The sequence below is a fragment of the Streptomyces sp. NPDC015171 genome (genome assembly GCF_043079545.1).
Classification (GTDB): Bacteria; Actinomycetota; Actinomycetes; order Streptomycetales; family Streptomycetaceae; genus Streptomyces.
This window is the reverse complement of sequence record NZ_JBIBUO010000005.1, coordinates 509223-522235: the sequence shown is the minus strand read 5'-3', so window position 1 is coordinate 522235 and position 13013 is coordinate 509223. Positions and strand designations below refer to the sequence as shown.

Below are 13013 nucleotides of genomic sequence, written 5' to 3'. Positions count from 1 at the left end.
CCCGGGCTCCGGCTAGCGGACCGTCGGCTGCTCCTCGTCCTGCTTGCGCGAGGGAGCCGTGCGGGAGAGGAAGAGGCCGAAGACCGGGGGCTGCGCCTGGAGCAGCTCCAGACGGCCGCCGTCGGCCTCCGCGAGGTCCCGGGCGACGGCCAGGCCGATGCCCGTGGAGTTCCGCCCGCTGATCGTGCGCTCGAAGATCCGCGCGCCGAGGTCGGCCGGCACCCCGGGCCCCTCGTCGGTGACCTCGATCACGGCCTGGTTGCCGGTGACCCGGGTGCGCAGGGCGACGGTGCCGCCGCCGTGCATCAGCGAGTTCTCGATCAGCGCCGCCAGCACCTGGGCGACCGCGCCCGGTGTGCCCACCGCCGTCAGATGCCGCTTGCCGGAGCTGACGATGGCCCGGCCCACGCCGCGGTAGGCGGGCCGCCACTCGGCGAGCTGCTGCTGGATGACCTCGTCCAGGTCGAAGGAGACAGCGGAGCCGGTGCGCGGGTCGCGCGAGTTGGTCAGCAGCCGCTCCACCACGTCGGTCAGCCGCTCCACCTGCGTCAGCGCGATGGTCGCCTCGTCCTTCACCGTGTCCGGGTCGTCGGTGAGGGTGATCTCCTCAAGACGCATGGACAGCGCGGTCAGCGGCGTGCGCAGCTGATGGGAGGCGTCGGCGGCGAGGCGCCGCTCGGCCGTCAGCATGCGCCCGATCCGCTCGGCGGAGGAGTCCAGCACATCGGCGACCCGGTCCAGCTCGGGGACGCCGTACCGCTTGTGCCGCGGGCGCGGGTCGCCGGAGCCGAGGCGCTCGGCGGTCTCGGCGAGGTCGGTCAGCGGGGAGGCGAGCCGGTTGGCCTGGCGCACGGCGAGCAGCACGGCGGCGACCACGGCGAGCAGCGCGACCAGACCGATGATCAGCAGGGTGCGGCCGACCTCGCGGGTCACCGCGGAGCGGGGCTCCTGCACGGTGACCGTCTCCCCCTCCTCGCCGTGCTGCGTGGAGTGGATGGTGTCGCCCTCGGGCTTGCTGCCGATCTCGATGGGCGCCCTGCCGGGCATCCGGATGACCGCGTACTGCTCCTTGCTGACCGGGTTGCGCAGCACGTCCGCGTTGACGTTCTCCGCGGCGAGGATCCGGCTGTCCACGATGCTGGCCAGCCGCACCGCCTCGGACTCCACCCGCTCCTGGGCGCTGTTGCTGATCGTCCGGGTCTCGACGATCACCAGGGAGACGCCGAACACGGCGATCACCACGAGGACGACGGCGAGGGTGGACTGGATGAGACGTCGGCGCATGCTCCGCTACCTGTGGTGATCGCCGGGGGCCCGGCTCAGCTCTTCTCGAAGCGGAAGCCCACGCCGCGCACCGTCGCGATGTACCTCGGGTTCGCCGCGTCGTCGCCGAGCTTCTTGCGCAGCCAGGAGATGTGCATGTCGAGGGTCTTCGTCGAGGACCACCACGTGGTGTCCCAGACCTCGCGCATCAGCTGGTCGCGGGTCACCACCCGGCCGGCGTCGCGCACCAGCACCCGCAGCAGGTCGAACTCCTTGGCGGTCAGCTGGAGTTCCTCGTCGCCCATCCAGGCGCGGTGCGACTCGACGTCGATCCGCACCCCGTGCGTGGCCGGCGGCTGCTGCGGCTCGGCGGCGCCGCGGCGCAGCAGCGCCCGCACCCGGGCGAGCAGTTCGGCGAGCCGGAAGGGCTTGGTGACGTAGTCGTCGGCGCCCGCGTCGAGACCGACGACGGTGTCCACCTCGTCGGCCCGCGCGGTCAGGATGAGGATCGGGACGGTGTGGCCGTCGGCACGCAGCCGGCGGGCGACCTCCAGGCCGTCCATGCCGGGCAGGCCCAGGTCCAGCACGACCAGATCGACGCCGCCCTGCATTCCGGCGTCGAGCGCGGCGGGTCCGTCCTCGCGCACCTCGACCTCGTAACCTTCCCGGCGCAGGGCGCGGGCCAGCGGCTCCGAGATGGACGCGTCGTCCTCGGCGAGCAGTACACGGGTCATGAGGTGATGGTAGACCGCCCGCGTGCGGTGCCGGGGTGTGATGCGTTCCAGGGATTCTTACCTGGGCACCCGGCTGGTCCGAACCATTGACCTGGGGATGCGATCGTAGAGGAGACCTTCGAATCCCGTTGCGCGGTTCCCGCGACACCTGTGATCCGCGTCTCAAGTCCTTCCATTTCCGGCGGTGTCCTGCCGTATGGTGACCTGAACGCCTGTAGTACACACGGGGACCTTCGGCGGGACAAGCGCTGAAGGTCTCTTTTGTGTACGGGCTGATCCCGATCAGCCTTGAAAGGAATGACCTCTGGCCGGGCTCCGGACGCACTGACGCGTCGTGGGGCGTGGATCCCGGTGGTCGCCGTCCACCGCTCCGTGATCCGGGGCGGACTCCCCCTGGGCGTGGGGGTGGCCGGCCGACCCTGCCGGTGCCGGCCGACCACACCGGGCGCGCAACGCTCCAGCCGCGCGTCCCGATCAGCAAGGAACGACCATGGCGTCCAGCCTGACGAAGGACTCGGTCCGCCCGGGCACCCCCGGTTCCGAGAAGACCTTCTTCGGCCACCCCCGCGGACTGGCCACTCTCTTCATGACCGAGATGTGGGAGCGCTTCAGCTTCTACGGCATGAGGGCCCTGCTCGTCGTCTACCTGCTCTCCGGCGGCCCCGACGCCGACAAGGGCAGCATGGGCGGCGGCCTGGGCATGGACCTGGCCACGACGACCGCGATCTACTCGGTCTACCTGTCGATGGTGTACCTGCTCGCCATGCCCGGCGGCTGGCTGGGCGACCGCGTCTGGGGCCCCCGCAAGACCGTCACCGTCGCGGCGGTCACGATCATGGCGGGCCACCTGGTGCTGGCGCTGCCCGGCGGCCAGGCGCCGTTCTTCGCCGGTCTCGGCCTCGTGGCGCTCGGCTCCGGTCTGCTGAAGGCCAACATCTCCACCATGGTCGGCCACCTGTACAACGGGCCGGACGACCCGCGCCGTGACGGTGGCTTCACGATCTTCTACATGGGCATCAACCTGGGTGCCTTCTTCGCGCCGCTGATCATCGGCACGGTCGGCCAGGAGGTCAACTGGCACCTCGGCTTCGGCCTCGCCGCGGTCGGCATGGCCATCGGTCTCGCCGCGTTCCTGCTCGGCACCCGCAACCTGAGCCCGCAGAGCAGCGTCGTCCCGAAGCCGCTGGCGTCCGAGGAGCGCGCGTCCTGGCTGCGCAAGGGCCTGATCTGGCTGGCCGTCGCCGCCGTCTTCTACGGCATCGTCGGCTTCACCGGTCACTTCACCCTGAACTGGGCGATGATCCCGCTGACCGTGATCGGTCTGATCATCCCGGCCGGTGTGCTGCTGCGCATCAAGCGGGACAAGGACCTCTCGGACGTCGAGCAGTCCAAGATGACCGGCTACATCTGGTTCTTCGTGGCCGCCGCCGTCTTCTGGATGATCTACGACCAGGGCGGTTCCACCGTCCAGGCGTTCGGTGAGAAGAAGGCCGCCGGCTCCCTGTTCGGCCTGGACTTCCCGTCCTCGTGGTACCAGTCGCTGAACCCGGTGTTCATCATGGCGCTGGCGCCGGTCTTCGCCTGGGTCTGGCTGTGGCTGGCCCGCAAGGGCAAGGAGCCGAGCACGGTCGCGAAGTTCGCCGCCGCCCTGTTCTTCATCGGCGTCTCGTTCTTCTTCTTCCTGCTGCCGCTGGGCATGGCCTCCGACGGCACCAAGGTCAGCCCGATGTGGCTGGTGGGCATCTACCTGATCCAGACCGTCGGCGAGCTGTGCCTGTCGCCGGTCGGCCTGTCGGTCACCACCAAGATGGCTCCGGCCAAGTACGCCAGCCAGATGATGGGTGTCTGGTTCCTCGCGGTCACCGCGGGCGACTCGATCACCGGCCTGCTGTCCAACTCGGCCATCGCCGGCGTCGACCTGAACGGGTCAGGCGCGGTCCTGGTGGAGGCGATCCTCGCCGCCGTCGCGGGCGTCGCGGTCTACATGTACCGCCGCAACGTGAAGTCCCTGATGGGCGACGTGCACTGACCTGATACGGGTTCCGCGAGGGCCGCCGCATCCTCGGATGCGGCGGCCCTTCCGCGTTGTCGGGTGCGTTGTCGGGTGCGCGTCGTCCGGGGCTACCGCGTCCCGCGCTTGGGCAGGAACGTGAACACCACGCCGCCCAGCAGGATCGCCGTGCCCGCCACCAGGCCCAGGGCCTTGAGCGCGCCGTGGTCGCCCGCGCCGGTCTCGGCGAGGCCGCCGGCACCGCCGGAGGCGTCACCCGAGGTGCCCCGTGACGACGCCGAACCGCCGGACGCCGAGCCGCCCGTGGAGGTGCCGCCCGCCGCGCCGCCGGGCTGCGCGGTCGTGTCCAGGGTGAGCGAGACCTCCGTCTTGACCGGCGTGCAGGTCGTGGTCGTACCGAGCGCCTTGACCGTCAGCACGCCCGGGGACAGCGTGGCGGAGCCGCTCGCGCCGGGCTTGTAGGTGCCGGTGAGGTCGGGGATCGCGATCGGCTCACCGGACTTGATGGGGCCCGCGTTCGCCGGGCCCTCCACGTGCACCGTGCCCTTGTCGGCGCCGCCGAGCGCCACCTCCATGGACGGCTTCACGGAGTCCTTCGGGATGTCGGCGGGGCTGTCCATCACCGACTTCTTGAACCGCACGGTGAGGGCGTAGCTCCCGCCGTCCTTTTTCGCGTCGATCTGCACCGGCGAGGTCGCGTTCTTGTCGCCGATCGGCGTCTTGCAGGCGTACGGGATCAGCACCTCCTTGCCGGTGAAGTCGGTCTGCCCGGTACCGCCGGTCGCCGTCGGGGTGGGTGTCGGCGTGGGCGTCGGGGTGGGGGTGGGTGTCGGGGTGGGCGTGCCGCCGCCGGCCGCCGTCACCTGGATGGTCGCCGCCTTCTGCACGGCCTCCTTCGGCGTGCACTTGGTGTCGGTCGACATCGCGTTGACGGTGTACGCGTCCGGTGTGAGCGTCACCTCGCCGGCCGCCGTCAGCTTCAGGCTGCCCTTCATGTCGGACAGCACCATGGCCCCGCCCTTGGGGATCGCGGGGTTCTCCCGCGGACCTTGCAGCGTGACGTCGGCGGTCTGCGCGCCGGCCGCCTTCAGCACGCCGGACGGCTGGACCGAGTTCGCGGGCAGGTCGATGATGTCCGGGTTCTTGGAGGCGGCCTGGGCGAACTTCCACACGATGTCGACCGTGTCGCCCACCTTCGCCGTGGCCGGCGCGCTGATCTCGACCTTCGTGGTGCCGTCGACGGGGTCGATGCCCGCGGGCGGCACGCAGTGGGTGGCGTACGACACCTCGGCGGCCTGCGCGGGTGCCGCGGCCGCACCCAGCAGGACACCCGCACCGCCCAGCGCCAGCGCGGCCCCCGCCGCCGCCAGTCTGCGTCCCCCGGCCGCTGTGCCTCTCCTTCGCATGCTCACGTGGGTCCCTTCGTCGTGGGAGTCGTGGGAGTCGTAGGACTCGTCGGGCTGTCGTCGTGCGGTGCCAAGGGCCGGCCGGCCGGTGCGTCCGGAGCGGCGTCCGGGGTGAACCAGGGCAGGGCCGGAGTGGGGGCGGCCGGACCGGCCGCGGGGTCGGGGGGCCCGGCGGTGCGCGGGCGGGACAGGCGCGGGCGGAGGGCGGGGCGGGGCAGGCGGCGGTGGCGGACGGCGCCCGGGCGGCGCGGCCTCACCCGGTCGACCACGGCCATGCCGAGGCGGAACAGGGCGGCGGGCACGACCAGGCAGAGCAGGATCCAGAACAGCGTCACGCCCCACGGCCGGCCCACGCCCCACGGCTGCTCGGCCAGCACCCGGCCGGTGTACCTCAGCGTCACGGTGTAGTCGCCGTGCGCCCCCGCCGACAGCTCGACCGGCAGCTTGATCTGCGCCTTCTTCCCGGGCGCCAGGGTGCCGCGCCACTGCTGTTCGTCCCACTCGGGGGCGAACACGCCGTGCGCGGTGCCGACCTGGAACACCGGGTTCTCGATGGCGCCGGTGCCGGTGTTGCCGACGGTGAGGACCAGCGTGCGGCCCGGCGGCGCCCCGAACCAGGTCAGCAGGCCGCTCGACCCGGTCAGCCGGGTGTCGGAGAGCACGGCGAGCCGGCCGGCGGAACGCTCGGCGGGCAGCGGGGCCACCGGATGCCCGGCGACCTCCAGGACGGCGTCCGCCCGTGCCTCGGCACCGGTGACGGTGGCCACGTGCACCACGCAGGGGCAGGGCACGGGTGGTTCGGCGACCGGCAGCCGACGGCTGAAGGCGCCGTCGGCGCCGGTGGTCACGGCCCGGCCGTCGCCGTTGGCACAGGAGTTGGTGCCGCCGATGACTCCCCGGGCGGGGGTGGCCCGCCCGCAGACCAGCAGCATCAGCAGGGTGCGGGGGCGCCAGCCGCTGCCGTCGACGGTGAGGGAGCCGCCGGTGCCCGCCTGGGACGCCGACAGCCGTACGGCGGGTCCGCCGGCCGCCCTCGCCGGGCCGGCCGGCCCGGCGAGGGCCAGCAGCAGCCCGACGACCACGGGCAGCACGATCCGCTTCACGACACCGCTCCCGTCAGCTCGGCCTCGGCGGGCCGGGGGGCGGCGGGCACCGCCCGGCGCCCGCGCCGCGCCCGCCGCAGGAGTACGGCCGTGCCCGCGGCCACGACGCCGGCGCCGCCGGCCACCGCGCCCCAGGGCACGTACGCGGCCGAGGTGTCCGCCGTGCCGTGCGCCCCGCCCGCCGCCGTCACCGTCAGCCGCACCCGCACCCGGTCCGGCACCGGCCGGCCGGGCCACGGCTCGCTGAGCGTGCGCCGGGCGCCCGGGGCCAGCCGGACCGGCAGGGTGCGCGGGGCCCGGTCGAGGACCCGGCCGAAGACGCCGTCGGCGCGTACCGCGAGCCGCGGCACGAGGACGGTCGTGCCCCGGTTGACCAGCTCGTAGCTGATCCGGTCCGGGTGCACGGCGAGGTGTTCCACCGTCAGCGCGGCCACCGCGGGGCCGCCGACGCGCAGCCGGACCGGCACGGTCGCGGTACGGCCGCGGCTGTCGCGCGCGACGATCGTGCCCGTACGGTGGCCGGGCGCCGCCTCCCGCGGCACGGTCACCGTGAAGGGCACCTCGGCCCGGGTTCGGGCCGGGATCCGCAGGCCGCTGCGGGCGAACACCGCCGGCAGGCCGGTGGCGTGCAGGCGGACCGTGACCGGTGTCCGGCCGCGGTTGGTCACGGACACGGTGTCCCGCAGGACGGTCCCGGGGGTGCCCTCGGCGTAGAACGCGGGGCGCCCGCCGCCCAGCGGCGCGAGCGACCAGCCGGCGGGTTCCGCGGCGGCGCGCGGGGCGGCGGTCAGCAGCGCGAGCGGCAGCAGCGCGAGCGGCAGCAGCAGAGTGACGAGGGCGAGCGCGCGGGGGGTGCGCGCGGGCGGCCCGGGGGCGCGTGCGGCGGGCGGCATGGGCGGCTCCAGCGGTGGTGGCCGGGCGGTGCGGCGGGGGCGGCGGTCTGGCCGGCCGGTCAGCGGCGGGGGTCAGCGGTGGGCGGTCCGGTCCCGCCGGGACAGCCACAGGGCGCCCGCGGCGCCGGCGAGGAGCACCGTGCCGCCGAGCGTGCCGAGGGCGACGGCGGAGTCCTCGGGACCGGTCTGCGGGAGCTGCCCGCCCGCGGACGAACCGCCGGAACTCCCGGACCCCCCTGAGCCCCCGGAACCGCCTGAGGAGCCCGAGCCGCCGCCCGTCGAGCCGCCGCCGGCCGCCGTCACGTCCAGGGTCAGGGACGCCTTCGGGCTGTTGGTCGGCGTGCAGGTCGTCGTCGTACCGAGCGCCTTGATGGTGAGCGTGCCCGCCGTGAAGGTGACCTTGCCGCTCTTCCCCGGCGTGTAGGTGCCGCTCAAGTCGCTGATCTTGATGGGGGTGTTGGCGGGGATGGCGGCGGCGTTGGCGGGACCGCTGACGGCGAGCGTGCCGCTGTCGGCGCCGCCCAGCTTGATGGTGGCGCTCGGGCTCATCGCCCCCTTGCCCAGTTCGACCGGACTGGAGGAGACACCCTTCTGCCAGGACATGGTGATCTTGTAGCCGCCGCCGCTCTCGACGCCCTTGATGTCGATGGGCGACACGGCGCTCTTGACGCCGATCGGCGTCTGGCACCGGTAGTTGACGTCGACGACGTCGGCGTGGGCCGCCGGCGCGGCCAGCAGCACCGCCGAGCCGGCCAGGGCCGCGGCGGACGCGAGCGCGGCGGTTCGTTTCGGGTACGACACGGTCGGTCCACCCCATTCGGTCACGACTTCGGTGACGGGTCGGATTCCTGACGGCACATCAGATTCGGCCGTCAAGGTACGCCCGGGGTCGTGAGGAAGGAAGACACGTCACACGCCGGAGTTTGTGGCGATCCGGCGTGCGCGGCGGGGGGCGGGAGTGGAGGCGGGGGCTCGGGTGCCCTTCGGAGGCGGTCGGGCCGAGGCGGTCGGGCGGGGGCGGTCGGGCGGGGGCGGTCGGGCGGGGGCGGTCGGGCGGGGGCGGTCAGGCGGGGGCGGTCAGGCGGGGGCGCCCAGCTCCGCCCACACCGTCTTGCCGGGCGTGCCGGGGGTGCGCACGACGCCCCAGTCCAGGCACAGCCGCTGCACGATGAACATGCCGTGGCCGCCGGGGCGCCCGGCGCGGTGCGGGGTGCGCGGAGCCGGCTGGCCGGTGCCACGGTCCGAGACCTCGACCCGGATCACCTTGTTGTCGCAGGCGAGGAACAGCGCGTCGGGGCCCTCGGCGTGCAGGCAGGCGTTGGTGACCAGCTCGGAGACGACGAGCAGCACGTCCTCGGCGGCGGCGCGCTGGTCGGCGGAGGCGGCGGGCAGCCAGCCCCACGCGTACAACGCCTGCCGGGCGAAGTCGCGGGCCATCGGGACGACGCCGCTCTCGCCCGCGAGGCGGAGACTGCGTACCTGCCTGCCGCGGGGCTGCGGGGCGCCGTCGGTCGGCACGGACGGCGCGGCTGTCCCCGTGGCTGCGCCGCTGCCCGGCGCATCCCCCTCGGACGCCCCTGAAGCGCCGCTCGGCTCCGGGCCGCGGTCGCCCGGCGAGTAAGGCCGGGTGGTGCTCATCAGCGCTTCACCTCACCGATTCACCAGTTCACGATTCAATGAGTCCGGGCCTGACCCGGACTGCGGTTCCATTCGATGGTCCGGTGCCGCTCCGGCACCGCCGGCGCCTTCCGGTCGTACGCCGTCCGGTCGCCGTACGGGCGTGTCCGCCCGTTGCTCGGGCAGGGCCCGTGCCCACCCCCTCCTGCCCTCTCCTGCCCGGCCGATCCGGCGGAACACCCCTGCGTCCGATGTGACGCACACAATGTCCACAGGGCCGTCACGGACCGGTCGGCCGGAGCGGGCGACAGGTCAGTCGGCACCGTCGGCCAAGGCCGCCTCCACGGAGTCGTGGACGGTGAAGACCGCCCCGGCTCCGGTGATCTCGAACACGCGGGCCACCACCGGCAGCATCCCTGCCAGGTGGACACCGCCACCGGCGGCCTCTGCCTTCAGGCGGGCACCGAGCAGAACGTTCAGCCCCGTGGAGTCGCAGAACTCCAGGCGTGAACAGTCCACCACAAGCCGCGCGAAGCCCTTGGCGAGGAGGTCGTCGAGGGGATCGCGCAACAGATCGGCGGTGTGGTGATCGAGCTCACCCGCCGGTGTCACAACGGCGCTGGAGCCCTCTTCCCGCACCTCCACCAGAAGCCGGCCCGACTGTGCGCTGCCGACCGTCCCGTGGTCCATGCCGTCTCTCTCCCGAGGTCGTGGCTGCTGATGCCCCCGAACATTACGCCTTCCATGCGCACTCTGACACTCGAACATCCGCACACAATCGGACATATAGCCACGGAACGCACTTGCGACCCACTCGGTGCACCGGGTAGGGCTAGTAAGGACACACATCCCTACACGCCGGCTTCGGAGGCGCCGCACACCGCAGTGCACCTATTGGCTTCGGCAGCCATAAGCCGAGAACGATGGAGGACACCCATGTCACCCCGGCTCGACGCATCGCCTACCCCGTTCGCGACGTCGACACCCCCACCGGAACAACTGGATCATCCCATCGACCCCTTCGACCCCGTCGAGGGACTCCCGGAGATCCCCCCGTACGACGAGATCGGCCCGGTCGACGCGCGGGCCCTGTCCAAGACCCTCTTCGAGCGCCTGGAGGCGCTGGAGGAAGGGACCCACGAGTACGCCTACGTCCGCAACACCCTCGTCGAGCTGAACCTCGCGCTCGTGAAGTTCGCCGCCTCCCGCTTCCGCTCCCGCAGCGAGCCGATGGAGGACATCATCCAGGTCGGCACCATCGGCCTGATCAAGGCGATCGACCGCTTCGAGCTGTCCCGCGGTGTGGAGTTCCCCACTTTCGCGATGCCGACCATCATCGGCGAGATCAAGCGGTTCTTCCGTGACACCTCGTGGTCCGTGCGCGTCCCGCGCCGGCTCCAGGAGCTGCGGCTCGACCTGGCCAAGGCCGGCGACGAACTGGCGCAGCGGCTGGACCGCGCCCCCACGGTGGCGGAACTCGCCGAGTGCCTGGGCATCTCCCGGGACGAGGTCGTCGAGGGCATGGCCGCCTCGAACGCGTACACCGCCTCCTCGCTGGACGCCCAGCCCGAGGAGGACGACTCCGAGGGCGCGCTCGCGGACCGCATCGGGTACGAGGACCACGGCCTGGAAGGCATCGAGTACATCGAGTCGCTCAAGCCCTTGATCGCCGAACTCCCCTCCCGGGACCGGAAGATCCTCTCCCTGCGTTTTGTGGCGAATCTCACCCAGTCGGAGATCGGCGAGGAACTCGGCATCTCCCAGATGCACGTGTCCCGGCTGCTCTCGCGCACGCTGGTGCGGCTGCGCAAGGGGCTGACAGTGGAGGAGTGACCCTCCGTGAACCTCCGTCAGGACCACGAACGGCGGCCCGGGCATCGACGCCGGGCCGCCGTACCGTTCCCGGAGCGGCCGGCGGCACCGGCTGCCGGGCCGGCGGCCCGCCCGGGACGGAGGGTGCCGCACGGCCGTGCAGGACCGCGCCACGGCGGGGAGCCGCCGGGCGGCACCGGACGCACGGCTGACCGGGCCGCCGCGGAGCTGCTGCGCCCCGCCACGCCCACGGCGCACCCGGCGCGGCGGGAGCCGCGCGGGCGCCCCCGCCCCGCCGCCCTGCGCCCCGCCCGGCCGTACGCGGCGGGCGAGCCCCCGGCCCGCCGGCCGGCGGCGGAGGCGTTCACCGCGGCGGCCCGCGAGACGGCAGGGCCGTCTGTCCCGCCGTCCTCCGCCCTGCGCCGCCGGCTGCCGCCGCTCACCGCCCGGCCGCGACCGGCCGCGCGGCCGACGAGCGCCCGGTGGGCGCCGACCCGGTCCTGCCACCGCCGCTGAACACGGCCGGCCTGCCCGAGAGCCCGCCCGCCCCCGCCCCCGCTGCTCCCGGCCGCCCGGTCGCTGCCGTGCGCGCCCAGGCCCTGCTCCCGTACGGCGGCCCCGACAGGGAATCCGAGGGCCCGGCCGCGACCGGCCGCGCGGCCGACGAGCACCCGGTGGGCGTCGCCCCGGGCCTGCCACCGCCGCTGAACACGGCCGACCTGCCCGAGAGAGCGCGCCGCCGCCTTCGCCGGGCTGAGCGCGCGAAAGCCGCCCGCGGCACCCCGCGGGCGGTCCAGGCCCTGCCCTGCCCTGTGAGCGGCGCCGACCGGCCGCCTCCCACGATCCGCGCCGCGGGGTCTTGCGGCGGCTCTTCGAGGGGCGTCGCCCGGGCGGTACCTGACGGAACAGCGCGCCGGAGTCCGCCCGACCGGCTCGCGGCCGGGCGGGCGGACTCCGTGCCGGGCCGGGTCAGGCGACGCGCACGCCCGCGCGCCACACCTCGTCGACCAGCGGTACGCCCGGCCGGTAGGCCAGGTGCACATGGCTCGGGGCGTCGAGGAGGACGAGGTCGGCGCGGGCGCCGGGGGCGAGGCGGCCGATGTCGGTGCGGCGCAGGGCGGCGGCACCGCCCGCCGTGGCCGACCAGACGGCCTCGTCCGGGGTCATCCGCATGTCGCGGACGGCCAGGGCGATGCAGAAGGGCACCGACGAGGTGAACGACGAGCCCGGGTTGCAGTCGGTGGAGAGGGCGACCGTCACGCCCGCGTCCAGCAGCCGGCGGGCGTCGGGCCACTCGGCGCGGGTGGAGAACTCGGCGCCGGGCAGCAGGGTCGCGACCGTGCGGCTGTTCGCCAGGGCGTCGACGTCGGCGTCCGTGAGGTGGGTGCAGTGGTCGGCGCTGGCCGCGTCCAGCTCCACGGCCAGCTGGACGCCGGGGCCGTAGGAGAGCTGGTTGGCGTGGACGCGCGGGTGCAGGCCCTTGGCCTTGCCCGCCGTGAGGATCGCGCGGGCCTGGTCGCCGTCGAAGGCGCCCTTCTCGCAGAAGACGTCGATCCAGCGGGCGTGCGGCGCGCAGGCGTCCAGCATCTCGCCGGTGACCAGGGCGACATAGGCCGCCGGGTCGTCGGCGAAGTCGGGGGAGACGATGTGCGCGCCGAGGTAGGTCACCTCGTCCGTGTGCCGGGCCGCGACGCGCAGGGCGCGGGACTCGTCCTCGACCGTCAGGCCGTAGCCCGACTTGGTCTCGAAGGTGGTGGTGCCCTGGCGGAGCGCCTCGGCGAGGTAGTGGGTGAGGTTCGCCTCCAGCTCCGCGTCGGTGGCCGCGCGGGTGGCCGCGACCGTGGTGCGGATGCCGCCGGCGGTGTAGGAGCGGCCGGACATCCGGGCGTTGAACTCCTGCGTCCGGTCACCGGCGAAGACCAGGTGGGAGTGGGAGTCGACGAAGCCGGGCAGGACCGCGCGTCCGCCCGCGTCGATCCGGTTGTCAGTGGCGGGTGCTTTGCTGGATTCACCGGTCCACACGATGCGGTCGCCGTCGACGACGACCGCCGCGTCCCGGACCAGACCGAGAGGGGAACCGTCGCCGAGGGAGGGGTCGTTGGTGACCAGCGTGGCGATGTTGGTGATGGCGGTGCTGCTGCTCATGGTGTCGTCCTCGTGGGGTTCGGCGTTCC

The 13013-nt window shown here is 73.7% G+C and carries 12 protein-coding genes; 3 read left to right on the top strand and 9 right to left on the bottom strand.

The genetic code is table 11. The annotated features are described in order from the left end of the window. Window positions 1–12: 12 nt before the first annotated feature. Window positions 13–1284 carry an ATP-binding protein gene (locus ACF073_RS17620; RefSeq protein ID WP_392070856.1) on the bottom strand — a complete coding sequence of 424 codons (1272 nt, stop codon included), beginning with the start codon at window positions 1282–1284 and terminating at the stop codon, window positions 13–15. 35 nt (window positions 1285–1319) lie between these two features. Then, window positions 1320–1997, bottom strand: a complete 678-nt coding sequence (locus ACF073_RS17615; RefSeq protein WP_030653180.1) for a response regulator transcription factor — start codon at window positions 1995–1997, stop codon at window positions 1320–1322. Window positions 1998–2487: 490 nt separating this feature from the next. Between ACF073_RS17615 and ACF073_RS17610 the strand changes: the two genes are divergently transcribed. Beyond that, complete coding sequence (locus tag ACF073_RS17610) at window positions 2488–4026, top strand: peptide MFS transporter (RefSeq protein WP_392070854.1); 1539 nt, start codon at window positions 2488–2490, stop codon at window positions 4024–4026. 92 nt (window positions 4027–4118) lie between these two features. On the opposite strand, the gene ACF073_RS17605 is transcribed toward ACF073_RS17610, so the two are convergent. The 6 genes from ACF073_RS17605 to ACF073_RS17580 all read right to left on the bottom strand — a co-directional run bounded on the left by ACF073_RS17605 (window position 4119) and on the right by ACF073_RS17580 (window position 9717). Next, window positions 4119–5414, bottom strand: coding sequence for a hypothetical protein (locus tag ACF073_RS17605; protein ID WP_392070852.1), 1296 nt, complete (start codon window positions 5412–5414; stop codon window positions 4119–4121). Window positions 5415–5416: 2 nt separating this feature from the next. Beyond that, window positions 5417–6517, bottom strand: a complete 1101-nt coding sequence (locus ACF073_RS17600; RefSeq protein ID WP_392070850.1) for a hypothetical protein — start codon at window positions 6515–6517, stop codon at window positions 5417–5419. Then, window positions 6514–7410, bottom strand: coding sequence for a hypothetical protein (locus ACF073_RS17595; protein WP_392070848.1), 897 nt, complete (start codon window positions 7408–7410; stop codon window positions 6514–6516). Before ACF073_RS17595 ends, ACF073_RS17600 begins: the two co-directional genes overlap by 4 nt. A gap of 72 nt (window positions 7411–7482) precedes the next feature. Next, window positions 7483–8211 carry an LPXTG cell wall anchor domain-containing protein gene (locus ACF073_RS17590; protein WP_392070846.1) on the bottom strand — a complete coding sequence of 243 codons (729 nt, stop codon included), beginning with the start codon at window positions 8209–8211 and terminating at the stop codon, window positions 7483–7485. Between the two features lie 276 nt (window positions 8212–8487). Continuing rightward, on the bottom strand, window positions 8488–9048 hold the full coding sequence (locus ACF073_RS17585) for an ATP-binding protein (protein WP_392070844.1): 561 nt from the start codon (window positions 9046–9048) through the stop codon (window positions 8488–8490). Between the two features lie 291 nt (window positions 9049–9339). Beyond that, on the bottom strand, window positions 9340–9717 hold the full coding sequence (locus ACF073_RS17580) for an STAS domain-containing protein (RefSeq protein WP_392070842.1): 378 nt from the start codon (window positions 9715–9717) through the stop codon (window positions 9340–9342). A 246-nt stretch (window positions 9718–9963) separates the two neighbouring features. Here ACF073_RS17580 and ACF073_RS17575 point away from each other — a divergent pair, with 246 nt between their 5' ends. Both ACF073_RS17575 and ACF073_RS17570 read left to right on the top strand, forming a co-directional pair. Continuing rightward, entirely contained in the window at window positions 9964–10860 is an 897-nt protein-coding gene (locus ACF073_RS17575) for an RNA polymerase sigma factor SigF (RefSeq protein WP_392070840.1), read from the top strand. Between the two features lie 6 nt (window positions 10861–10866). Further along, window positions 10867–11355 carry a hypothetical protein gene (locus ACF073_RS17570; RefSeq protein ID WP_392070838.1) on the top strand — a complete coding sequence of 163 codons (489 nt, stop codon included), beginning with the start codon at window positions 10867–10869 and terminating at the stop codon, window positions 11353–11355. Between the two features lie 453 nt (window positions 11356–11808). On the opposite strand, the gene hutI is transcribed toward ACF073_RS17570, so the two are convergent. Then, window positions 11809–12984: an imidazolonepropionase gene (gene hutI, locus ACF073_RS17565; RefSeq protein ID WP_392070836.1), complete on the bottom strand. Its 1176-nt coding sequence runs from the start codon at window positions 12982–12984 to the stop codon at window positions 11809–11811. Window positions 12985–13013: the final 29 nt, after the last annotated feature.